General features: G+C 70.3%; 22 protein-coding genes. 12 read left to right on the top strand and 10 right to left on the bottom strand.

The genetic code is table 11. From position 1 onward, the window contains the following. Positions 1-331: 331 nt before the first annotated feature. From ACO057_RS12060 to ACO057_RS12030, 7 genes are all read left to right on the top strand, one after another. Positions 332-1,294 (top strand): Bug family tripartite tricarboxylate transporter substrate binding protein, encoded by a 963-nt coding sequence (locus ACO057_RS12060; protein WP_421991988.1) that lies wholly within the window; start codon positions 332-334, stop codon positions 1,292-1,294. Positions 1,295-1,353: 59 nt separating this feature from the next. After that, positions 1,354-2,619, top strand: coding sequence for a glutamate-5-semialdehyde dehydrogenase (locus tag ACO057_RS12055; protein WP_421991986.1), 1,266 nt, complete (start codon positions 1,354-1,356; stop codon positions 2,617-2,619). A 75-nt stretch (positions 2,620-2,694) separates the two neighbouring features. Further along, on the top strand, positions 2,695-3,546 hold the full coding sequence (locus ACO057_RS12050; protein WP_421991984.1) for a 2-keto-4-pentenoate hydratase: 852 nt from the start codon (positions 2,695-2,697) through the stop codon (positions 3,544-3,546). After that, on the top strand, positions 3,543-4,154 hold the full coding sequence (locus ACO057_RS12045) for a nicotinate-nucleotide adenylyltransferase (protein ID WP_421991982.1): 612 nt from the start codon (positions 3,543-3,545) through the stop codon (positions 4,152-4,154). The genes ACO057_RS12050 and ACO057_RS12045 overlap by 4 nt, the downstream gene beginning before the upstream one ends. 17 nt (positions 4,155-4,171) lie before the next feature. Next, a complete protein-coding gene (gene rsfS, locus ACO057_RS12040) occupies positions 4,172-5,425 on the top strand; it encodes a ribosome silencing factor (RefSeq protein ID WP_421991980.1) in 1,254 nt (417 codons plus the stop codon). Beyond that, on the top strand, positions 5,422-5,883 hold the full coding sequence (locus ACO057_RS12035) for a 23S rRNA (pseudouridine(1915)-N(3))-methyltransferase RlmH (RefSeq protein ID WP_421991978.1): 462 nt from the start codon (positions 5,422-5,424) through the stop codon (positions 5,881-5,883). Before rsfS ends, ACO057_RS12035 begins: the two co-directional genes overlap by 4 nt. Before the next feature lie 146 nt (positions 5,884-6,029). Then, entirely contained in the window at positions 6,030-6,869 is an 840-nt protein-coding gene (locus tag ACO057_RS12030; protein WP_421991976.1) for an ion transporter, read from the top strand. A 111-nt stretch (positions 6,870-6,980) separates the two neighbouring features. On the opposite strand, the gene ACO057_RS12025 is transcribed toward ACO057_RS12030, so the two are convergent. Beyond that, positions 6,981-7,436 (bottom strand): GNAT family N-acetyltransferase, encoded by a 456-nt coding sequence (locus tag ACO057_RS12025; RefSeq protein WP_421991974.1) that lies wholly within the window; start codon positions 7,434-7,436, stop codon positions 6,981-6,983. Beyond that, the gene (locus tag ACO057_RS12020) at positions 7,433-8,887 is read right to left on the bottom strand and encodes a M81 family metallopeptidase (protein WP_421991972.1); all 1,455 of its coding nucleotides are present in this window, start codon (positions 8,885-8,887) and stop codon (positions 7,433-7,435) included. Before ACO057_RS12020 ends, ACO057_RS12025 begins: the two co-directional genes overlap by 4 nt. A 67-nt stretch (positions 8,888-8,954) precedes the next feature. Between ACO057_RS12020 and ACO057_RS12015 the strand changes: the two genes are divergently transcribed. Continuing rightward, a complete protein-coding gene (locus ACO057_RS12015; protein WP_421991970.1) occupies positions 8,955-9,911 on the top strand; it encodes a TAXI family TRAP transporter solute-binding subunit in 957 nt (318 codons plus the stop codon). On the opposite strand, the gene ACO057_RS12010 is transcribed toward ACO057_RS12015, so the two are convergent. The 3 genes from ACO057_RS12010 to ACO057_RS12000 form a co-directional block, all read right to left on the bottom strand. Further along, positions 9,889-10,167, bottom strand: coding sequence for a hypothetical protein (locus ACO057_RS12010; RefSeq protein WP_421991968.1), 279 nt, complete (start codon positions 10,165-10,167; stop codon positions 9,889-9,891). The two genes, ACO057_RS12015 and ACO057_RS12010, sit on opposite strands and share 23 nt — an antisense overlap. 86 nt (positions 10,168-10,253) lie before the next feature. Further along, positions 10,254-10,511 carry a hypothetical protein gene (locus tag ACO057_RS12005; RefSeq protein ID WP_421991966.1) on the bottom strand — a complete coding sequence of 86 codons (258 nt, stop codon included), beginning with the start codon at positions 10,509-10,511 and terminating at the stop codon, positions 10,254-10,256. 124 nt (positions 10,512-10,635) lie between these two features. Continuing rightward, a complete protein-coding gene (locus tag ACO057_RS12000) occupies positions 10,636-11,766 on the bottom strand; it encodes a M20/M25/M40 family metallo-hydrolase (RefSeq protein WP_421991964.1) in 1,131 nt (376 codons plus the stop codon). Between the two features lie 56 nt (positions 11,767-11,822). Between ACO057_RS12000 and ACO057_RS11995 the strand changes: the two genes are divergently transcribed. Further along, the gene (locus tag ACO057_RS11995) at positions 11,823-12,566 is read left to right on the top strand and encodes an aspartate/glutamate racemase family protein (protein ID WP_421991962.1); all 744 of its coding nucleotides are present in this window, start codon (positions 11,823-11,825) and stop codon (positions 12,564-12,566) included. Here the strand turns inward: ACO057_RS11995 and ACO057_RS11990 are convergent. Beyond that, on the bottom strand, positions 12,544-13,395 hold the full coding sequence (locus ACO057_RS11990; RefSeq protein WP_421991960.1) for a DMT family transporter: 852 nt from the start codon (positions 13,393-13,395) through the stop codon (positions 12,544-12,546). The genes ACO057_RS11995 and ACO057_RS11990 overlap by 23 nt on opposite strands. A 221-nt stretch (positions 13,396-13,616) precedes the next feature. Here ACO057_RS11990 and ACO057_RS11985 point away from each other — a divergent pair, with 221 nt between their 5' ends. The 3 genes from ACO057_RS11985 to ACO057_RS11975 all read left to right on the top strand — a co-directional run bounded on the left by ACO057_RS11985 (position 13,617) and on the right by ACO057_RS11975 (position 16,427). Continuing rightward, positions 13,617-13,907, top strand: a complete 291-nt coding sequence (locus ACO057_RS11985; protein WP_421991958.1) for a hypothetical protein — start codon at positions 13,617-13,619, stop codon at positions 13,905-13,907. A 139-nt stretch (positions 13,908-14,046) separates the two neighbouring features. Then, the gene (locus ACO057_RS11980) at positions 14,047-15,273 is read left to right on the top strand and encodes a glycosyl hydrolase family 8 (RefSeq protein ID WP_421991956.1); all 1,227 of its coding nucleotides are present in this window, start codon (positions 14,047-14,049) and stop codon (positions 15,271-15,273) included. Next, positions 15,270-16,427, top strand: coding sequence for an extracellular solute-binding protein (locus ACO057_RS11975; protein ID WP_421991954.1), 1,158 nt, complete (start codon positions 15,270-15,272; stop codon positions 16,425-16,427). Before ACO057_RS11980 ends, ACO057_RS11975 begins: the two co-directional genes overlap by 4 nt. A 31-nt stretch (positions 16,428-16,458) precedes the next feature. Here the strand turns inward: ACO057_RS11975 and ACO057_RS11970 are convergent, their stop codons facing one another. The 4 genes from ACO057_RS11970 to ACO057_RS11955 all read right to left on the bottom strand — a co-directional run bounded on the left by ACO057_RS11970 (position 16,459) and on the right by ACO057_RS11955 (position 19,958). Further along, on the bottom strand, positions 16,459-17,211 hold the full coding sequence (locus tag ACO057_RS11970) for an SDR family NAD(P)-dependent oxidoreductase (protein WP_421991952.1): 753 nt from the start codon (positions 17,209-17,211) through the stop codon (positions 16,459-16,461). Between the two features lie 63 nt (positions 17,212-17,274). Further along, on the bottom strand, positions 17,275-18,036 hold the full coding sequence (locus ACO057_RS11965) for a short-chain dehydrogenase/reductase (protein WP_421991950.1): 762 nt from the start codon (positions 18,034-18,036) through the stop codon (positions 17,275-17,277). Between the two features lie 5 nt (positions 18,037-18,041). After that, positions 18,042-18,665 (bottom strand): FMN-binding negative transcriptional regulator, encoded by a 624-nt coding sequence (locus ACO057_RS11960; RefSeq protein ID WP_421991948.1) that lies wholly within the window; start codon positions 18,663-18,665, stop codon positions 18,042-18,044. Positions 18,666-18,722: 57 nt separating this feature from the next. Further along, positions 18,723-19,958, bottom strand: coding sequence for an argininosuccinate synthase (locus ACO057_RS11955; RefSeq protein ID WP_421991946.1), 1,236 nt, complete (start codon positions 19,956-19,958; stop codon positions 18,723-18,725). Positions 19,959-20,052 lie beyond the last annotated feature (94 nt).

Below are 20,052 nucleotides of genomic sequence, written 5' to 3'. Positions count from 1 at the left end.
CCCTTGGACCTAAACCATTCCCCTCCCCCTGCAAACCTGTAGGTCTCCCTGAATGTCCGGTCCTTCTCTTATTCCAGGGCTCGGCGTCACCGATTGCGCCGCCGGCCTCGCCTCTGATGCGGGTTTCGCCATGATCGAGATCGAGGAGGCGACAGTTCCTGGGACAGGATCCGGACGGCCAACTGATCCGTTTTGCCCAGGAGATGGACAGGTATCGGTCCAATCCGGGGTATTTCCCAACTCTTGTCCAGAATTCGGTGACTTCCGCATGCTTTCCCTGATGCTAGGCCGCGCCTAGTTTCCGGCCGCTTCACTGGAAAGACTCCGTTATATGTTTCGTCGCACCGCCCTTCTCGCCGGACTCGCGCTGCCGGCCGTCGCCCGCGCGCAGGACTGGCCGTCACGCCCCATTCGCGTGGTGCTGCCCTTCGCGGCGGGCGGTTCCTCCGACGTGGCGGCGCGCATGCTGGCGCCGCGGATCTCGGCCCTGCTCGGCCAGCAGCTTGTGATCGAGAACCGGGGCGGAGCCGGGGGCAATATCGCTGCCGATGCCGTCGCCCGCGCCACGCCCGACGGCTACACGATCTTCCAGGGCAATGCCGGCGTGATGACGGTCAATCCCACGCTCTTCCGCTCGCTGACCTTCGACCCGATGACGAGCTTCGCGCCGATCTCCCATGTCATGACGGTGGCCAATCTCTTGGTCTGCCCGGCGGACCGGCCCTGGCGCAGCGTGGCGGACCTGCGCGCCGCCCTCCTGCGGGATCCGGAATCCATCCGCGCCGGCAATTCCGGCACCGGCTCGATCGGCCATCTGGCGACGGTTCTCTTCGACCATCTGGCCGGAACCAAGACGTTGCATGTGCCCTATCGCGGCGGCGGCCCGCTCGCGACCGACCTCCTGGCCGGCCATGTCGATTACGGCTTCGCGACCACGCCCACCGTGCAGTCGGCCATCGAGGCCGGGCGGCTGCGGGCGCTTGCCATCGGCACCGCCACGCGCAGCCCGCTGATGCCCCATCTTCCGACGGTGGCCGAGGCCGGCCTCGAGGGCTACAGCGTCAGCAACTGGGATTCCTGGCTCTTCCCGGCCGGCACGCCCGAGCCGGTGGTCCAGCGCATGACCGCGGCGCTGACCCAGGTGCTGAAGGCGCCGGAGCTGCAGGCCGAGTTCGCCCGGCGCGGCCTGGAGGCCTATCCCTCCTCGCCGGCGGAGCTCGCGGCCTCGATCCGGACCGACACCCAGCGCTGGGCGCCGCTGGTCCGCGCGAGCGGCGCGACACCCGAGGGGTAAGACGGCGGGGGTAGCCGCAAGCGGGGCGCGGTCCTATGTCGGTCACAGGAGTGACCGACATGAATGCCCTGACCGACGACACCGCCACGCTGCTCGACACCGCCGCCCGCGCCGCCCGCGCGGCGGCCGTCCCGCTCGCGCGGGCGGATCGACCGGCCAAGGACGCGGCGCTGCATTTCGCCGCCGCCGCGCTGCGGGCGCGCGCCGATGAGATCCTTGCCGCGAACGCGGCGGATCTCGCTGGCGCGCCCGGCCTCTCCTCCTCCTTCCTGGACCGCGCCACGCTCACCCCCGCGCGCGTCGAGGCCATGGCCCTGGGCCTGGACGAGATCGCCGAGCTGCCCGATCCCGTGGGCCGCGTCCTCTCCGAATGGACGCGCCCGAACGGGCTGCACATCGCCCGCGTGGCCCAGCCGCTCGGCGTGATCGGCATGATCTTCGAGAGCCGCCCCAACGTCACCGCCGATGCCGGCGCGCTCTGCCTCAAGGCGGGCTCGGCCGTGATCCTGCGCGGCGGCAGCGAGAGCGCGCGTTCCGCCCATGCCATCGCGGACTGCCTGCGCGCCGGCCTGCGCCAGGCGGGCCTGCCCGAGGATGCCGTGCAGCTCGCCCCCACGCAGGACCGCGCCTTCGTCGGCGCCATGCTGCGCGCGGCGGGGCTGATCGACCTCATCATCCCGCGCGGCGGCAAGGGCCTCGTGAACCGCGTGATGGAGGAGGCGCGGGTTCCCGTCCTCGCCCATGCCGAGGGGCTTTGCCACACCTACATCCACAAGGCCGCCGAGCCGGAGATGGCGCGGCGCATCCTGATGGACGCGAAGCTGCGCCGGACCGGCGTCTGCGGCGCGACCGAGACGCTGCTGATCGACGCCGAGATCGCGCCCAGCCTGCTGCCGCTGCTGCTGGGCGACCTCGCCGCCGCCGGCTGCGCCTTCCATGCCGATGCCCGGGCGCGGGCGATCATGCCCGTCCTGCCGGCCGCCACCGAGGCGGATTTCTCCACCGAGTGGCTGGACGCGATCCTGAACGTGGCCGTGGTGGATGGCGTCGACGGCGCGCTGGCGCATATCCGCCGGCATGGCAGCGAGCACACCGAGTGCATCGTCACCGGGGACGCCGCGGCGGCGGAGCGGTTCCTGGGCGGCATCGATTCCGCCGTGGGGCTGTGGAACGCCTCCACCCAGTTCTGCGACGGCGGCGAATTCGGCTTCGGCGCCGAGATCGGCATCGCCACGGGGCGGATGCACGCGCGCGGCCCGGTCGGCCTCGAGCAGCTCTGCACCTTCCGCTACCGGATCACGGGGAACGGGCAGGTTCGCGGCTAGGATGCGGGGCGGATTTCCATGTTCACGCGGCGCGGCGAGGGATTAGGCTCACCCGAAACACGGGAGAGAACCATCATGCGCACCTTGCTCCTCGCCGCGGCGGCCAGCCTGGCGACCTTCGGCCCGGCGCTCGCCGCCTGTCCCTCGGCGGAGACGATGCAGGCGCTCTCGCGCTCCATCCTCGCCAATACGCCGGTGCCGGCGCTGACCGGCATGACGGGGCTGGCCGACGGGCAATGCGCGCAGGACATCCTGGTGCCGCTGATGGTGCCGCATCTGGGCCAGCCGGTCGGCTACAAGGTCGGGCTGACCAACGCCGCCGCCCAGCAGCGCTTCGGCGTGCCGCAGCCCGTGGTGGGAACGATCTATCAGCAGACCATCGCCCTGCGCTCGGGCGGCGAGGTGCCGGCGCGCTTCGGCGCGGTTCCCAACATCGAGGCTGATCTTCTGGTCCGCGTGAGCAGCGACGCGATCAATCAGGCGCGCACGCATCTCGACGTGCTGCGCGCCATCGACCTCGTGATCCCCTTCATCGAGATGCCCGACCTCGTGCTCTCCGGCGGGATGGACGGGCCGAACCTGCTCGCCATCAATGTCGGCGCGCGACTGGGCGTGGTGGGCGAGGCCATCCCCGTCCAGGCGACGGAGGACTTCGCTGCGCGGCTCGGCACCATGACCGTGACGCTGGCCAGCGACCAGCGGGAGCTGGCGCGCGCGCCGGGGACGGCGCTGCTGGGCCATCCGCTGAACGTGATCCCCTGGCTCGCCGAGGATCTCGCGCGGCGGGGCCTGCGCATGCAGGTGGGGCAGTATATCTCGCTCGGCGGTTTCTCGCCGGCCGTCGCGGCCGAGGCGGGCCGCAGCTATACCGTGCGCTATGACGGCCTGCTGGCCCAGCCGGTCGATGTGAGCATCCGAACGCGTTGAATCATGGACCGGGACGATACGGTGACGGGCGCCGGCGGCGCATCGGTCTCCTGGGCGGCAGCTTCAACCCCGCCCATCACGGCCATGTGCATGTCGCGCGCGCGGCGCGGCGCGCGCTTGGCCTGGACGAGGTCTGGCTGATGGTCTCGCCGGGCAATCCGCTGAAGCCCGCCAAGGGCATGGCGCCCTTCGCCGAACGCCTGGCGAGCGCGCGGAAGGCGGCGGATGGCGTGCGCGTGATCGCGACCGATATCGAGCGGAAGCTGGGTTCTCGCTACACGCACCGGACCCTGTCGCTGCTGCAGAAGCGGTTCCGGCGCGCGCGCTTCGTGCTGATCCTGGGGGCGGACAACCTCATCCAGCTGCCGCGCTGGCGGCGCTGGCGGCAGATGCTGCGCCATGTTCCGCTGGCGGTCTTGCCTCGGCCGGGCTACAGCAGGGCCGCATTGCACGGGCAGGCGGCTTCGACGTTGCGGCATCGCCGCCGACGCGCAGCTTCCCTGCTCAATTCGCGGTGGACGGCGGGGGCCCCCTGGTGCTTCGTGCCGGCCGCGGAGCGGGCCATTTCGGCCACTGCCATCCGGGCAGCCTCCAGCCCCATTGAATAGAAGAAAGATTTCGGCGCATGGCGCGGACCCCAGACGACACGAAGAAGCCGGCCCGCAAGGCCCCCGCACGGACCACGGCGGCGAAGCCCGCCCCGAAGAGCCGCGCCGCCGCCGCGAAGCCCGCCGCCCCCCGCTCGCGCGCCGCGGCTGAACCGGAAGCCAAGCCGGCCCGCGCCCGCACCGCCGCGCCGGTTGCGACGCCGACCCGTGGGCGCACCGCCGCGCCGCGTTCGCGCGCTGCCGCCGAGCCGGAAGTGAAGCCGGCCCGCGGACGCACCGCCGCTCCTCGCTCGCGCGCTGCCGCCGAGCCGGAAGCGAAGCCGGCCCGCGGACGCACTGCCGCTCCCCGCTCGCGCGCTGCCGCCGAGCCGGTTGCGACGCCGACCCGTGGGCGCACTGCTGCGCCCCGCTCGCGCGCTGCCGCTGAACCGGAAGTGAAGCCGACCCGCGGACGCACCGCCGCTCCTCGCTCGCGCGCTGCCGCTGAGCCGGAAGTGAAGCCGACCCGCGGCCGCACCGCCGCTCCCCGCTCGCGCGCTGCCGCCGAGCCGGTTGCGACGCTGACCCGTGGGCGCACTGCCGCGCCGCGTTCGCGCGCTGCCGCTGAGCCTGCCGCGAGGCCGACCCGCGCCTCTGCCGCCGCGACGCCTTCGCGCGCCCGCACCGCCGCGCCGAAGTCTCGCGCGACCGCGTCCGAGGATCGGCCGACCCGTCCCCGTGCGGCCGCCAAGCCGACGACGACCAAGACGCGTGCCTTCGCCAAGCCTGCCGCCGCCCCGGCCAAGCCGGCGCCGCGCACGACGGCCACGGTTCGCGCCGCCCCCAAGGCAGCGGCGAAGGCCGCCAAGCCGGTTGTCGCCAAGGTCAAGGCCGCTCCCAAGCGGCGTTCGGTCAAGACCGATCCGGATCGGCTGCTGCGTCTCGTCGAGGCCGCCCGCAAGAGCCTGGATGACGACAAGGCCGAGGACATCGTCGTCCTCGATGTCCGCACGCGCGCCAGCTATGCCGATTGGCTGATCATCGCCACCGGCCAGGTGGACCGCCAGATCCAGGCGATGGCCTCGCATATCGACCAGGCGCTGGGCGAGGAGGGGCTGAAGCTCCGCCGCGACTCCGTGCAGTCCAGCGAGGACTGGGTGCTGATCGATTGCGGCGACCTCATCATCCATCTCTTCAAGCCGGAAGCGCGCCTGAAGTTCGACCTGGAGAAGATGTGGGGTCCCGACAGCCCGGTGGGCGAGGCCGGACCGGGCGAGCAGTCGCCCATTTGAAGGCACGGCTCCTCGCCGTCGGGCGCTTCAAATCCGGCGCCGAGGGCGCGCTCTTCGCACAATACAATGCCCGGCTGCGGCCGCCGCTCGACCTCGTCGAGCTGGCGGATGCGGCCGGCAGCCCGCCGGAGATCCGCCGGCGGGAGGGTGCTTCGATCCTCGCGGCCTTGCCCGCCAACGCGCTGCTGGTCGCGCTGGACCTGGGCGGCGCCGCGCCGTCGAGCGAGGCTCTCGCCGCACTGACCAGTCGCTGGGAAGAGGCCGCGCGGCCCGTCTGCTTCGCCATCGGCGGCGCCGAGGGGCTGGATGAGGCCGTCACCCGCCGTGCCGAGCATCGCCTGTCGCTCGGCCCGCTGACCTGGCCGCATCTGCTGGTCCGCGCGCTGCTGACGGAGCAGCTGTTCCGGGCGCAGTGCATCCGGACGAACCACCCCTACCACCGCGCCTGGCGGCCCTGAGTCGTTTCGTCCGGAGCCAGGTGGACCGCGGCGAGATCCCGGCCCTCGTCCGGATCCTCGGCCCGATCGCCTGACTGGCCCTCCGACGGGGGCTTGATGCCGCGCCGCAGCGCGGTCATTCCTGTCCGAAATATGGAGAATCGGACATGCAGGAAGCGCTCACGGCGGAACACGCCGGCGACGATATCCGTTCGCGCGTGGCGCGCCTCGTCCTCTCGCCGAGGTTCCAGTACGTCATCACCGGGCTGATCCTGCTGAACGCGGTCACCCTCGGCCTCGAGACGAGCGCGACGGCAATGGCCAGCATCGGCCCGGCGCTGAGTCTGATTGACGACGTGCTGCTCTGGCTTTTCACCGCCGAGATCGGTCTGCGCATCTACGCCTTCCGTGGCCGCTTCTTCCGCGACCCCTGGGGTCTCTTCGATCTGGCGGTGGTCGGCGTCGCCTGGCTGCCGGGCAGCGGACCTCTCTCGGTGCTGCGGGCGCTTCGCGTGCTCCGGGTGCTGCGGCTGATCTCGGTGGTGCCCTCGCTGCGCCACGTGGTCGAGGCGATGCTCGGCGCGCTGCCGGGCATGGGTAGCATCGTGCTGCTGATGGCGCTGATCTTCTATGTCTTCGCGGTGATGGCGACCAAGCTCTTCGGCGAGGCCATGCCCGAGCAGTTCGGCGCGCTGGGCGAGAGCCTCTTCACGCTCTTCCAACTCATGACGCTGGACGATTGGGCCAATATCGTGAAGCCGGCCATGGAGGCCGTGCCCCTCGCCCTGGTCTTCTTCCTGCCCTTCATCATCCTCTCGACCTTCGTTGTGCTGAACCTTTTCATCGGCGTGATCGTGGACAGCATCCAGACGCTGCGCGAGGACCGCGATCGCGGCGAGATCGTGGCCGAGGAGGTTGCCAAGGGCGAGGAGCGACGGGAGATCCGCCTCCTCGTGCAGGAGGTGCGGGCGCTGCGGCAGGAGGTCGCGGCGCTGCGGGTGCGTTAGAGTCTTCTTCGTTCGCAAGGGCTCACTTCGAAGTCTCTAACTCTTTGTTTTTTCGATCATCTTTACCCGGCCAGACGATTTCGTCTGATCGGGTGATGCTCTTGCGCGGCCTCAGCCGCGCATCAGGTACTGCACGCGCTTGCCATTGCGCGGATCGACCGCCTCGCCGACAGGCTGGAAGCCCAGGCGCGCATGAAAGGCCTGGCCGGCGGGATTGGGCGGGTCGAGATTCACCTCGCAGGCCAGCGTCAGGCCGCGTGCGGCGAGGTCTTCGTAGAGCGAACGCGCCACGCCCTGCCCGCGTGCCTGGAGCGCGACGACGATGCGGTCGATATAGGCGAAACCCTCGCCCCGCCCGACGAACCAGGCATGGTTTGGTCCCTGGATGGGCGTCTCGGCACCGAAGGCCACGAGGAAGCCCGAACCATCGGCCGTCATTCGCGCCGAGAGGGCGAGGGCGACCTGTGCCGTCAACTCCGCCAGCGTGAGCTCGTTCACCGCCGCCGCCTCGGAGTTGTTGAGCGCGAGCAGGGCCGGCAGATCGGCCGCCTCGATGTCGCGGATCATGGCCTGCGCCAGGCCTCGGGCACGTGGCGGAAGGGCAGGGCCAGCAGGTCGAGCGCGGCCGGCCCCGGCGCGTCGCATTCCACGATGGCGCTGCAGCGTGATGCGAAGGCGGCGCGGAAGTGGTTCTTGGCCTTGTTGGCCAGCAGCCGCACCTGCGTCAGATCGATGCCGTGCACCTCGAAGAAGGCAGGGTCCACCGCCGCCTCCTTGCGGCTCGTCACCACCACGCGGAGCTTGCCCGAGCGCAGCAGCGCGGTCGCGCCCAGATCGACGGGCGCGCCGTGCTCCATTGGGCCGGTGTTCAGGAAGCGGCCATTGGTCAGCGCCTCGACCGTGCCGGAGAAGGGCACGGGCGGGCCGAAATCCGCCGTGGTCCGCCCGGCCAGCGGTCGCGCGAAGCTGCCGCCCAGGCCCGCCTGCTGCGCGGCCGCCACGGCGTCGGGGTCGTGCAGGAAGCAATAGACGCATTCGACGTCGAGCCTGGCGGCCACCAGCACCCGCAGCAGCCCGGGCGTGTCCGCCGCCCCGCCGGAGAGCGGGTTGTCCGCCGGATCGAGCAGCGCCACGAGGCCGGGGGGGGCGGCCAGCGCGGTTTGCAGCGCAACCTCGGGCGTCGGCAGGGTCACGGCGAAGCGCGCGCGCCGCACCTGGATCTCGCCGACGAGTTGGCGCGCGAGCGCGCGGGCCGGCGCATGCTCCTCCGCCCAGACCATGGCCGAGGGCCCGGCCGTCGGCGTGTCGCCCCAGGCGAAGCCGCCGAAGAGCGAGGCGTCCAGGATCGGCGCCTTCTCCGCCGCCCAGGCCTCGGCCCAGACCTCGGCCATCGGCCCTTCGGCGTCGCGCATGTGGAAGGAGTGCAGCACCACCGGCAGCTTCGCGATGGCCCCATGCACCGGCTTGCCCGCCAGCCCGCGCTCCAGCAGGCGCAAGGCGCGCATCGCGGCGCGGTCCATGTCGATATGCGGATAGGTGCGATAGACCGAGGCGCCGTCCAGCAGCCCGACCACCTGGGGCGAGATATTGCCGTGGAAGTCGAAGCTGGCCACCAGCTTCACCCTCGGGCCGATCAGCGCGCGCACGCGGCGGATTGTGGTGAGGTCGGCCTCGGGGTCGCTCTGCGTCAGGCAGGCGCCGTGCAGCGAGAGGTAGACGCCGTCATAGATCCCGGCCTTCAGCCCGGATTCCACCTCGGCGATCCAGGTGTCGTAGGCCTCGTCGGTCATGGGGCCGCCGGGCTGGGCCGCCGTGCAGCGCAGCACCGTCGCGCTCCAGCCGGGCCGCTCGGCCAGGAAGGCGTCCACGGCGCCGAGCTCGGTCGCCGTGCCGCGATAGCGCTCCAGCGCCTCGGGGCCCGCGACCCATTCGCGGCCCTGGAAGGCCGAAAGGGGTGTGGGCTCGGGCGCGAAGCTGTTTCCCTCGAACCAGAGGCGGGCGACGGCGATATGCGGCATGCGAGTCCTTGGTGAAGCGGCCGGGATGGCATCTAATCCCCAGACCCCAGCCCAGGATAGATGACGGATGATCATGCGCCGCAGCCTGCTCGCCACGCCCGCCGCTCTCGGTCTTGCCGAGGCGGCCCGTGCACAGGGCCATCCGGCCCTTGCCATCCACACGGCCGGGCAAGGCAGCCCTTTCGTCACCTATGGCCAGGCCATCGCGGCCCTGCTCTCGCGGCAGGGCATCACCGCCACGGTCGAGGCGAGCACCGGCTCGCTGCAGAACCTCACCGCCGTCGAGGACAATGCCCATGCCCTGGGCACGGCCTTCCTCGGCTCGGCCTGGGATGCGGTGCAGGGCACGCCGGCCGCCGGCAATCGCAAGCATGTGAACGTACGCGCGCTCTGGCCCATGTATGAGACGAGCTTCCAGGTCGCGGCGCTGACCTCCAGCGGGCTCACGAATTTCGCGCAGCTGAATGGCAAGCGCGTCGGCGCCGGCCCCGCGCGCGGCCCGGCCGAGACCTTCCTCCTCGCCGCCGCCGAGGCCGCAGGCATCCGCGTCGAGGTGGTGAGCGGCAGCCCGGCCGAAATGTCGGAGAGGCTGCTGAGCGGGGGCATGGACGCGCTCTGGCAGGGCGCGATCGTGCCGATCCCCTCGATCATGGAGGCGCTGTCGCGCGCGCCGGGCGTGGTCTTCGGCCCCGGCGCCGAGACGGTCGGCCGGGTCACGCAGCGCCTGCCCATGCTGGCGCCGACGATCCTGCCGCCGGGCACCTATCCGGGCCAGACGGCGCCGATCGAAAGCTTCGCGGCCTGGAACTTCATCGTCGCCAACAAGGCGCTGCCGGAGGAGACGGCCTATGCCATCACCAAGGCCGTGCTGACGGTGGCGGACCCGGCGCGCGACATCGGCCAGGTCGCCGCCACGAGCCGCAAGGAGGCCGCGGCGAACAACCGCGTCCTGCCCTTCCACCCGGGCGCGGCGCGTTTCTACCGCGAGGCGGGCGTGACGCTCAGCGCGCCCGCGGCGAATTAGGCTGCGGCGCGGAGGTCGGACGCCCGGTACCGCTGAAGTTCTGGCCGTGCTGCCGTTGGCGTTCGGCCCGCGCGGCGCGGTCGCCGGCCAGGGTGCCGGGCTGCGCCGCGGTGTTGCGGTTGTTGCTGAGGTCCTGACCCATGGTCCAGTTCTGGCCATGGATGGCGCCGCTGCCGCCGGGGCCCGATGCCGATTGGGCGAAAGCAGGGGCCGAGATACCGGCCAGGAGGGCGGTGGTGATGGCAAGGGCGCGCATGGATCTTCCCGTTGATGGGCGCCCTGTGGGGCGCACGTCCATCGCGACCCTAACGCGGCCCTCCAGAGCTTACCACCGAAGGATGCTCAGCGGCCGGCCTGGCGGATGGGCGCGCCCGAATAATGCTGGTTGAACTGGGCCTGGCGGCTGGCGCGGGCGGCGCGGTCGCGGGCCAAGGGCGAGTTCAGGCGGGTCATTGCATCCAGGCTGCTCAGGTTCTGGCCCATGTTCCAGGCCTGGCCGTGGATGGCGCCCCCGGAGGTCACCTGCTGGGCGGAGGCGGGGCTGGCGGCCAGGGCCAAGGCCAGGATCAGAGCCAGCGCGGGGAAAGCGATGCGGATCATGGCGGGGTGTCCTTCGTCTCGGGTGGCGGGGCCCTGTGCCCCGCCGCTGAGAGAAGGATTACCTGTTGCCTCGCCATAGGCGTGAGACCGAGAAATCTATCCCGGTCTTAGGCAGCACCTATCGTCAGACGGTCTGCAACAGCCCAGCGAGAAGCTTGGCGCGCGGCACCATGCTGCTCACCTGCACATGCTCTTCCAGCGTATGCGCCAGCGCGCCGATGATGCCGAGGCCATCCAGCGTCGGGATGCCCATCGCGCCCGTGAAATTGCCATCCGAGCCGCCGCCGGCGGACTGGTGCGGCAGCGCGAAGCCGAGGCGCCTGGCGATGGATTCCGCGGTCGCGTGCAGCGCCATGCCGCGCGCATCCGGCTCCCAGACCGGCCGGGTGACGCCGCGCTTCACCTCGAGCGACACGTCGTTGCCGCTGGCCTTCAGCGAAAGCATCGTCTGGACCGCCGCGTCGAGATCCTCCTGGCGCTTGGCCATGGAGAGGCTCTCGGCATCGCAATAGGTCGAGACGCAGTTCACCCACTGCCCGGCATGGATCACGCCGACCGAATAGGTGCAGGCCTCCGTGGTCAGGTCCTCGATGGCGACGATCTGCTTGGCCATCTCGCGGATGGCGCTGCGGCCCTCGCCGAGGCGCGCGCCGGCATGGCTCGGACGGCCCGTGGTGCGCAGGTTGAAGCGCGCGATGGCATAGCGGCCGGTGACCACGCCGCCATCGGGGCGCGCGGGCTCGGGCACCAGCACGACGGAGTGGCGCGAAGCCTCGGCCTCGATCAGGTCGCGCGTGGAGGGGCTGCCGATCTCCTCGTCGGAGGTCAGCAGCACGGTGACGGGCTTGGAGGTCGCGATGCCGGCGATGACGAGCTGGCGGATGGCCTCGATGGCGAGATAGGTGCCGCCCTTCATGTCCTGGATGCCGGGGCCATAGGCCTTGTCGCCCTCGCGCCGGAAATGCAGGCCGTTCTGCAGCGTGCCGACCGGATGCACCGTGTCGAGATGCGCCATCACGAGGATGCCCGGCTCCTTGCTCGGATGCGGGAAGCGGGCGCGGACGCAGTCGCCGAGGCCCATGCGGCCGGGAATCGTCTCGACCGAAGCGCCCATGATCGCGAGGTGGCGCGCGGCCAGGGCCATCATGCGGTTCACCGCCGCGGCGTCATGCGTCGGGCTTTCGCACTCGACCCAGGTTCGGAGGCCGGCGAGCATCTCCTCGGCGTCGAAGGGCAGGTCGAGCTTGGCTTCCATGGAATCCTCGTTTGGTATGGCAGAATCGTCAGGGGATTATCGTCAGGGGATTGAGGATGCGTCTGCTCGTCGCCAATGCCAACACCACGGAAGCTATCACGCAACGCTGTGCGGCATCGGCGCGCGCCGCCGCCGCGCCCGGCACGCAGATCATCCCCGCCACGCCGCGCTTCGGCGCGGAGGTGATTTCGACGCGCGCGGAGAACATCGTGGCGGGCCACGCGCTGCTCGAACTGCTCGCCGCGCATGCGGGCGAGGTCGACGCCGTGCTGCTGGCGGTGAGCCACGACACGGCGCTGGAGGCCGCCCGCCAGATGATGCCCTGCCCGGTCGTCGCCATGACGGAGGCCGCCTGCTTCGCCGCCTGCCTGCTGGGCGGGCGCTTCGGCCTCGTGACCTTCGGCGGCACGGAGACCTATCGCGAGCGCATCGCCGCGCACGGACTGTCCTCGCGCCTGGCCTCGCTGGTGGGGCTGGATGCGACGCCGCAGGAATCGGTGCGCGACCCCGAGGGCGTGGCGCGCAAGGTCGAGGGGGGCATCGCCCAGGTCGTGGCGGAGGGCGCGGATGCGGTAATCCTTGGTGGCGCGGCTCTGGCAGGCATGGCCGACCGGTTGCAGGCCGGGGCGCAGGTGCCGCTGCTCGACGGCATCGCCTGCGGCGTGAAGCTCTGCGAGATGCTGGTGTCGCTGAAGCTGCCCAAGCCGAAGGTGGGGAGCTACGCCGCGCCTTCGGGACGCCACACCACCGGCCTCTCGCCGGAGCTCGCCGCGCTGCTCAGCGCGACGCGCGCAGGTTGAACAGCCCCGCGCCGACCACCAGCGCCGCGCCCGCGACCGTCATGGGCTGGAGGTGCTCGCCGAAGACGATCACCCCGGCCGCCGAGGCGAAGATCAGTTGGAAATAGGCGAGCGGCTGCAGCCGGCTCGCCTCGGAGATCGAGAGCGCGCGAATGAGCAGGTAGTGGCCCATCGAGCCGGAGACGCAGAGCAGCCCCATCCAGAACCAGTCCTGGACGGCGATGGGCGTCCAGATCCAGGGCGTCGCCAAGGTGATCGCGATGGCACCTGCCATGCCGGTGTAGAAGAAGCTCGTCTCCGGCGTGTCGTGCAGGCCGACCACGCGGGTCAGCAGGCCATAGGCCGCGAAGTTCAGCGCGGCGAGCAGCACCAGCAGCGAGGCCGGCGCGAACAGCCCCGCGCCCGGCCGCAGGATGAGCAGCACGCCGAGCGCGCCCGCGCCGATGGCGAGCCAGCGCCGCATGGTCACATGCTCGCCGAGGACGGGGCCGGCCAGGGCCGCGATGATCAGCGGGTAGCAGGCGAAGATCGCATGCGCCTCGACCAGGCCGATCAGGGTGAAGGACGTCACCATCATCCAGACCTGCACCACCAGCATCACGCCGCGCAGCGATTGCAGGACCGGCCGGTTGCTGCGGACGACCTGGCGCCACCCGCCCGGCGCGCGTAGGGCGCGCACCACCACGAAGCCCGCGAAGAACCAGTAGCGGATGAGCAGCACGCCGAGGACCGAATAGCTTCCGGCCAGATAGCGCGAGAGCGCGTCCTGCGTGCCGAAGACGAACATGGCGCCGACCATCAGCACCATGCCGAGTGTGGATGGCTTCAACGCCTCATGCCGGCGCGGTCGGTTTCCAATTCGGGGAGAATCATGGGGGCGGCCATGCGCACGACCCTAGGAAGCAGGCAGGCGGGGCGCAACGGAGGAGGCGGCGGTGAAAACCGACGTGGCGCCGGCCTCGACGGGCTTCTGCACCGTCTCGCGCCATCTCGATCCGCTGCCCCCATTTCGCTTGAAAATTGATGACAACGCCTCCATGTTTTCGCGGCATGATGGAATTCAGACCAAATCGCAGACGCAAGGCGATCGGCATCGGTTGCCTCGCCCTCGGGCCCGTTGGCCTCATCCTGCCGATCCTGCCGGGCTTCATCTTCGTCGCCCTGGGGACCTTCATCCTGCGCGACCAATATGCCTGGGCCCAACGTGGCGTGGGCGTCGTGGATCGCCGCTGGCCGCATCTCCTGCCGATGGTCGAGGCGCGCGAGCACACGGCCATGGAATGGGGCAACCGCAGGATCGACCAGCTTCGCGGCTGGCTACCTCGCTTTCCGGGCCGATAACCGCCTCTGCCTCACCAAGCTGAAACTGCAACCATAAGGCGAAATTCCCGCGCGGAACTTCTTGTCTGAGTGTGGGGGCGGCGGTTAGCTTGCAACTGCAAGAGGTGGGATCAGCGGAATGTGTCGGGCGTTGTCGGCCGTGCTTTCGCTTGTTCAGGTCTGCCTGATCGTGTTGTGGGCCACCTCTCCCGCATCGGCGCAGGCCCTGGGCGGTCACCCGCAGGATCCCGAATGGCGCGCCTTCCGGAACCGGTATCTGGCGGCCGATGGCCGCGTCATCGACACGGCCAATAACGGCATCTCCCACAGCGAGAGCCAGGGCTATGGCATGTTCTTCGCCGCCCATTTCGCCGACCGGCCCAATTTCGAGCGCCTCTGGGGCTGGACGCAGCACAACCTTTCGCGCGCGCAGGACGGGCTTTTCGCCTGGCGCTACGATCCGCGCGGCAACTCCCCCGTGACCGACCAGAACAACGCCACGGATGGCGACATCTTCATCGCCTGGGCCCTGTTTGCGGCTGCCGAGCGCTGGGACATTCCCGAATATCGCGCCGCCGCGACGCGCATCGCCGAGGATCTCCTGCGATGCTGCGTGACGGAGGTGAACGGCCGGATGATCCTGCTGCCCGGGACCGCCGGATTCCGCAGCGCGGAAGGCACCGTCGTGAACCTCTCCTACTACGTCTTCCCCGCCTTCCGCGCGCTCTCGCGCCTCGTGAGCGACCGGCGCTGGGCGCGGCTGGAGCGCGACGGGCTGGAGCTGATCCGCGAAGCGGCCTTCGGCCGCTGGCGCCTGCCGCCGGATTGGCTGCTGCTGCCCGCGCGGGGCGGGCCGGTGGTGCCCGCGCCGTCCTGGCCCGCCCGCTTTTCGTGGGATGCGCTGCGCATCCCACTGAACCTGGCCTGGGGGCGGATGGACCACGAGGCGCTCGAGGCGGCGCGCCGATTCTGGAGCGATCCCGGCCATCCCCGGCGCCCGCCCGCCTGGGTCGACCTGCGCCAGAATCAGATTCCACCCTATGCCGGCCATGCCGGGGTGCGCGCGGTTCACGCCCTGATCCTTCTGCGCGAAGGCGAGGCGTCCGGCATCTCGATCCGCGTCGCGGATGCGCCGGATTATTTCGGGGCCGCCATCGTGCTTCAGGTCCGCATCGCGGCAACCGCGCCGGAAGAGCCGCCCGCGGAGGAGCCGGTGGAGGCGGCCCGGCGTCTGCCGTTACGGGACAGGATCGCGGAGATCGGGAGTTCGATCCTGGCCCGGATCCCCAAACGCGAGCGCGAGAAGACCGAATCTCCTCCTTGGGAGGAATCCCAGCAGGTCCGAGGCGTGGCGCCCGGCCTGCGTGGCCTGGTGCCGCCCCGGTGAGCGGGTCGTGTCGCCGCGCGCTGCTGGCCAGCGCCCTGGCCCTGCCCACGCTGCCTCTGGCCGGCTGGGCCGTGGCGCGGAGCGAGCCCCGGCGCATGCGCGTCTCGATCCCGCTCGAGCGCCTGACGGACTTCCTGCCGATCCTGCGCGCCTTCACGGCCTCGCAGCCCGATTTGTTCTTCGAGACGCTGGTCCGCGACGACGACAACAGCCTGGCCGTCTCGGAGATCCGGGAGGCGGTCCAGGCCAGGCGGCCCTATCCGGATGCGGCGCTGGCCGATGCCGGCAGCGTCGCCTGGGGGACGGAGCGCGGCGCCTGGCGGCGCCTGCCGGCTTCGTTGCGCGAGGCCGGCGCGGCCTCCGGGGGGCATCTGGCGCAGTTGATGCAGCCGTTGACGGGCGAGGAGGCGATGCTCGTCTCACCCGATCCCGGCGGGCCGGTTCTGCTGCACCGCGCCTCCGTCCTGCCCGATCCGCCCCGCAGCGCCGCCGCGCTGCTGGACTACGCCCGGCAGAATCCCCGCCGCTTCCTGTATCCGCGCCCGTCCGAATCCGCGCTCGGCCGGCAATTCCTGATGGCCCTGCCGCATCTGCTGAGGGACAGCGATCCGTCGGACCCGCAGCTCGGCTGGACCCGAAGCTGGGCCTGGCTGAAGGAAGTGGATTCCTTCATCGACTATTATCCGAGCGACGACGCGGCCGCCTTCGAGGAATTCGCCACCGACGGCATCGCCCTGATGCCGGCCTCGCTCACCGCCTATCTGCGCGGCCGCAAGGATGCGCTCCTGCCGGATGAGGCCAGCTTCGCGCTCTTCGAAGGTGCGCCCCTCATCCCCCAGGGCGTGTTCCTGGTCATGCCGCGCGACGCCACGGAGGAGAGCCTCGCGCTCGTCGAGACCTTCGCGCGGTTTCTCCTGCGCCCGGAGATCCAGTCCGGCGCCTTCGGACGTGGTTTCCTTCCGGGCTTCGCCGTGAACCAGCCTGCCCCGAGGACCGAGGCGGAGCGATCCGCCTGGAACCGGATCCTACCGGCGGAGATGGCGGCCCGTGTCGCCGCCGCCCCCCTGGCGCCGCCGCTGGGCCCCCAGCAGCTGGCCCTGATGCTGCGCCGCTGGGACGAGGAGATCGCGGCCCGGCACGGCGGGCGCCGCTGAGCGCCCCCGGCAGTGTCGGTGGCCGGCAGCGTCAGTGGAAGGTGCGGCCGGAATCGATGACCACGGTCTGGCCCGTCATCGTCTCGGTACGGCACATGGTCACCACCATATCGGCGCAGTCGTCCTTGTCGGCCGGCTTGCGGAGCAGCGAGCTGGCGGCCGAGCGCTCCACCTGCTCCGGCCGCAGGTTCGAGGTCGCACGCGTGCCCTCCAGCAGGCCGGGCGAGACGCAATTCACCAGTACCTCGGGCGCCAGCGCCACGGCCATGCACTTGGTCAGATGGATCAGCCCGGCCTTGGAGACGGCATAGGCGATGGAGGAGCCCGTCGGCCCCATGCCCGCGACGGAGGCGATGTTCACGATCCGCCCGCCGCCCTGCGCCTTCATCGCGGGGCCGGCCGCCTTGAGCAGGCGCATCGGCCCGGTCAGGTTCACGTCGATGATCTTGTCCCATTCCTCCATGGTCATGGCATCGAGGTCGGGGAAGGGGATCGACTTGTTGTAGGCCGCGTCGTTGATGAGGAGGTCGATGCGGCCGAAGCGCGCCACCACATCGGCGACCAGCTTCTGCACGGCCGCGCCGTCCGTGAGGTCGCAGGCGAAGGTCGCGGCATTCACCTGGTGGCTGGAGGTCAGCTCGCGCGCGACGCCCTCGGCCTGATCCTTGCTGCGCGCATAGACCACGGCGATATGCGCGCCCTCGCGGGCCAGCGCGTGGCAGATGCGTTGCCCCAGCCCGCCATTGCCGCCCGTCACCAGCGCGACCTTGCCTCTGAGATCCATGGATTTCCCTCCCGTTTTGAGGGCGGAAGAGTGCTCTTCAATCCGAAGCCTCGGCAAGACGGCCTATTTAAACCAACCGCCGCCATCCACGTCGATGACGGTGCCGGCGAGATAGCCGCCGCGGGGCGAGGCGCCGAAGACGGCGAGCTCCGCGATCTCCTTCGGCTCGATGGCGCGGCCGAGCGGCAGGCCGGTCAGCGTCTCTTCCCAGCGATTGGCATCGCCCAGCGTCACCTCGGCGCGCTGGCGGGCCATCGTCACCATGCGCTCGGTCCGCGTGGCGGCCGGGTTGATGCCGAAGACGCGCACGCCATCCGCCTGCGCCTCGCCGCCTACCGCCGAGGTGAAGGCGATGATCGCGGCATTGCCCGCCGTGCCGGCGATGTAGTTGTGCCGCCAGGCGCGCCCCGCCATGCCGACGACGTTCACGATCACGCCGGATTTGCGCGCGCGCATATCGGCCACGAAGAGCTTCGTCAGGTGGAAATAGCCGAAGACCTTGAGCGCCCAGGCCTGCTCCCAGGTCTCCATGTCGATCGAGGCGAGGCTGCCGGAGGGGATGGCGCCGGCGTTGTTCACCAGGATATCGGCGCCCAGCGTCGCCGCATGCAGCTTCACGCGATCAGCGGATTTCGACAGGTCGAGCGCCAGGGCCTCGACCCGCACCTGGTACTTCCGGCGCAGCGTGGCGGCCGCCTCATCGGGCGTGCGCGCGGCCAGCACGACATCGCAGCCCTCGGCCGCGAAGGCCTCGGCGCAGGCATAGCCGATGCCCTTGGACGCGCCGGTGATCACGACGCGCTTGCCCGCCAGTTCCATGTCCATCGATGTCAGCCCCCATCCCGTGCGGCGCGCATCGAGCGGGCCAGCGCCGCATCCTCGGGGCCCAGTCCGTCCAGCGCGCCTTTCCGATCCGCTTCGTTGCGGTTCTGGGAGAGTTTGCGCTTTCCGGTGAGGCTTTCAATGGTCAGCACCACGCCGACGATCCCCTTGAGCTGGCTTGCGATGAACTCGGCCGGCGCGTCGTCCACGGACCAGGGGGCGGCGGACTTCGCCTCATGCTGGTCGGTCAGGGCGGTCACGATCTCGCGCAGCCGCGCGGCATCCTCGACGATCTCGACCGGCCCCTCGGCATGGACGGCCTCGTAGTTCCACGTCGGCACCACGCGATGCGTCTCGGCCTTGGTGGGGTAGCTGTTGGGCGAGATATAGCCTTCGGGCCCGGGGAAGACCGCGATGGCGCGCCCGGCTTCGCGCAGCGCCTTCCAATGCGGATTGGCGCGCGCCAGATGGCCGACGACGCGCTTGCCGTCAGTTTGCAGCGGAATGTGGGAGATGTCCGGCACGCCGCCCGCGCCATTGCTGACCAGCAGGCAGAGGCGCGCCTCGCGCATCAGGCGGAGGACGACCTCGGGCCGTTCCTCCTTGAACAATGCGGGGGTGTAGAGCGTCATGGAACAACCTCGGCGATACCGCGCCGAGGCTAGTCCATCATTCCCGGTAGAACAAAGTCAGAGCGCGCCGCCCTTGCGGCCCGCCATCGCGCCGAGACGCAGCCGCAGCGCGTTCAGCTTGATGAAGCCCTGGGCGTCGAACTGGTCATAGGCGCCCTGGTCCTCGTCGAAGGTCACGTGCTTCATCGAGTAGAGGCTGTGCGGCGACTTGCGGCCGGTCACGATCACATTGCCCTTGTAGAGCTTCATGCGGACCGTGCCCTCCACGCTCGCCTGGCTGGCGTCGATCAGGGCCTGCAGCATGCGGCGCTCGGGCGAGAACCAGAAGCCGTTATAGATGACCTCGGCATAGCGCGGCATCACGCTGTCCTTCAGATGCGCGGCCTCGCGGTCGAGCGTGATGCTCTCGATCGCGCGGTGCGCCTGCAGCAGGATGGTGCCGCCCGGGGTCTCGTAGCAGCCGCGGCTCTTCATGCCGACGAAGCGGTTCTCGACCAGGTCGAGGCGGCCGATGCCGTTCGCCTTGCCGAGCTCGTTGAGCCTGGTGAGCAGGGTGGCCGGGCTCAGCGCCTCGCCGTTGATGCCGACCGCGTCGCCGTTCTTGAAGTCGATGGTGATCTCGGTCGCCACGTCGGGCGCGTCCATCGGGCTGATGGTGCGCTGCCAGACGATCTCGTCGGGCGCATCCCAGGGCTCCTCGAGGATCTTACCCTCGGAGCTGCTGTGCAGCATGTTCGCGTCGACGGAGAAGGGGGCCTCGCCGCGCTTGTCCTTGGCGATGGGGATCTGGTTCGCCTCGGCGAATTCGATGAGCTTGGTGCGGCTCGTCAGGTCCCATTCGCGCCAGGGGGCGATGATCTTCACGTCCGGCTTCAGCGCGTAATAGCCGAGCTCGAAGCGGACCTGGTCGTTGCCCTTGCCGGTCGCGCCATGGGACACGGCATCGGCGCCAACCTGCTCGGCGATCTCGATCTGGCGCTGGGCGATCAGCGGGCGGGCGATGGAGGTGCCCAGCAGGTACTGGCCCTCGTAAACCGTGTTCGCGCGGAACATCGGGAAGACGAAGTCCTTCACGAAGGTCTCGCGCAGGTCGTCGACGAAGATGTTCTCGGGCTTGATGCCGAGCAGCAGCGCCTTGTCGCGGGCCGGGCCCAACTCCTCGCCCTGGCCGAGATCGGCCGTGAAGGTGACGACCTCGCAGTTATAGCTGGTCTGGAGCCACTTCAGGATCACGGAGGTGTCGAGACCACCGGAATAGGCCAGCACGACCTTCTTGACGTCTTTGACCCGCATGTCCGGCACCTTTCGGGAATTCTTTCGAGAGGCTGGCTGGATGCCAGCGGATCGTAAGCCCTGCAAGCCCGGTGGGTTCTCCGATCGCGAATCC

Origin of the sequence: Roseococcus sp., assembly GCF_965227005.1 — a bacterium.
Lineage (GTDB): Bacteria > Pseudomonadota > Alphaproteobacteria > Acetobacterales > Acetobacteraceae > Roseococcus.
The sequence above is the reverse complement of the archived record's forward strand: the minus strand, read 5'-3'. Positions and strand labels throughout refer to the sequence as shown.

Bases quoted from the DNA above. Each gene is read 5' to 3' on its own strand.
- ACO057_RS12030 (WP_421991976.1), top strand. From the start codon at position 6,030: ATGCAGGAAGCGCTCACGGCGGAACACGCCGGCGACGATATCCGTTCG.
- ACO057_RS12000 (WP_421991964.1), bottom strand. From the start codon at position 11,766: ATGGAAGCCAAGCTCGACCTGCCCTTCGACGCCGAGGAGATGCTCGCC.
- ACO057_RS11960 (WP_421991948.1), bottom strand. From the start codon at position 18,665: ATGACGCTCTACACCCCCGCATTGTTCAAGGAGGAACGGCCCGAGGTC.
- ACO057_RS12025 (WP_421991974.1), bottom strand. From the start codon at position 7,436: ATGATCCGCGACATCGAGGCGGCCGATCTGCCGGCCCTGCTCGCGCTC.
- ACO057_RS12015 (WP_421991970.1), top strand. From the start codon at position 8,955: ATGATCATGCGCCGCAGCCTGCTCGCCACGCCCGCCGCTCTCGGTCTT.
- ACO057_RS12055 (WP_421991986.1), top strand. From the start codon at position 1,354: ATGAATGCCCTGACCGACGACACCGCCACGCTGCTCGACACCGCCGCC.
- ACO057_RS11995 (WP_421991962.1), top strand. From the start codon at position 11,823: ATGCGTCTGCTCGTCGCCAATGCCAACACCACGGAAGCTATCACGCAA.
- ACO057_RS12060 (WP_421991988.1), top strand. From the start codon at position 332: ATGTTTCGTCGCACCGCCCTTCTCGCCGGACTCGCGCTGCCGGCCGTC.
- ACO057_RS12050 (WP_421991984.1), top strand. From the start codon at position 2,695: ATGCGCACCTTGCTCCTCGCCGCGGCGGCCAGCCTGGCGACCTTCGGC.
- ACO057_RS12020 (WP_421991972.1), bottom strand. From the start codon at position 8,887: ATGCCGCATATCGCCGTCGCCCGCCTCTGGTTCGAGGGAAACAGCTTC.
- ACO057_RS11985 (WP_421991958.1), top strand. From the start codon at position 13,617: ATGATGGAATTCAGACCAAATCGCAGACGCAAGGCGATCGGCATCGGT.
- ACO057_RS12010 (WP_421991968.1), bottom strand. From the start codon at position 10,167: ATGCGCGCCCTTGCCATCACCACCGCCCTCCTGGCCGGTATCTCGGCC.
- ACO057_RS11955 (WP_421991946.1), bottom strand. From the start codon at position 19,958: ATGCGGGTCAAAGACGTCAAGAAGGTCGTGCTGGCCTATTCCGGTGGT.
- ACO057_RS11965 (WP_421991950.1), bottom strand. From the start codon at position 18,036: ATGGACATGGAACTGGCGGGCAAGCGCGTCGTGATCACCGGCGCGTCC.
- ACO057_RS11970 (WP_421991952.1), bottom strand. From the start codon at position 17,211: ATGGATCTCAGAGGCAAGGTCGCGCTGGTGACGGGCGGCAATGGCGGG.
- rsfS (WP_421991980.1), top strand. From the start codon at position 4,172: ATGGCGCGGACCCCAGACGACACGAAGAAGCCGGCCCGCAAGGCCCCC.
- ACO057_RS12005 (WP_421991966.1), bottom strand. From the start codon at position 10,511: ATGATCCGCATCGCTTTCCCCGCGCTGGCTCTGATCCTGGCCTTGGCC.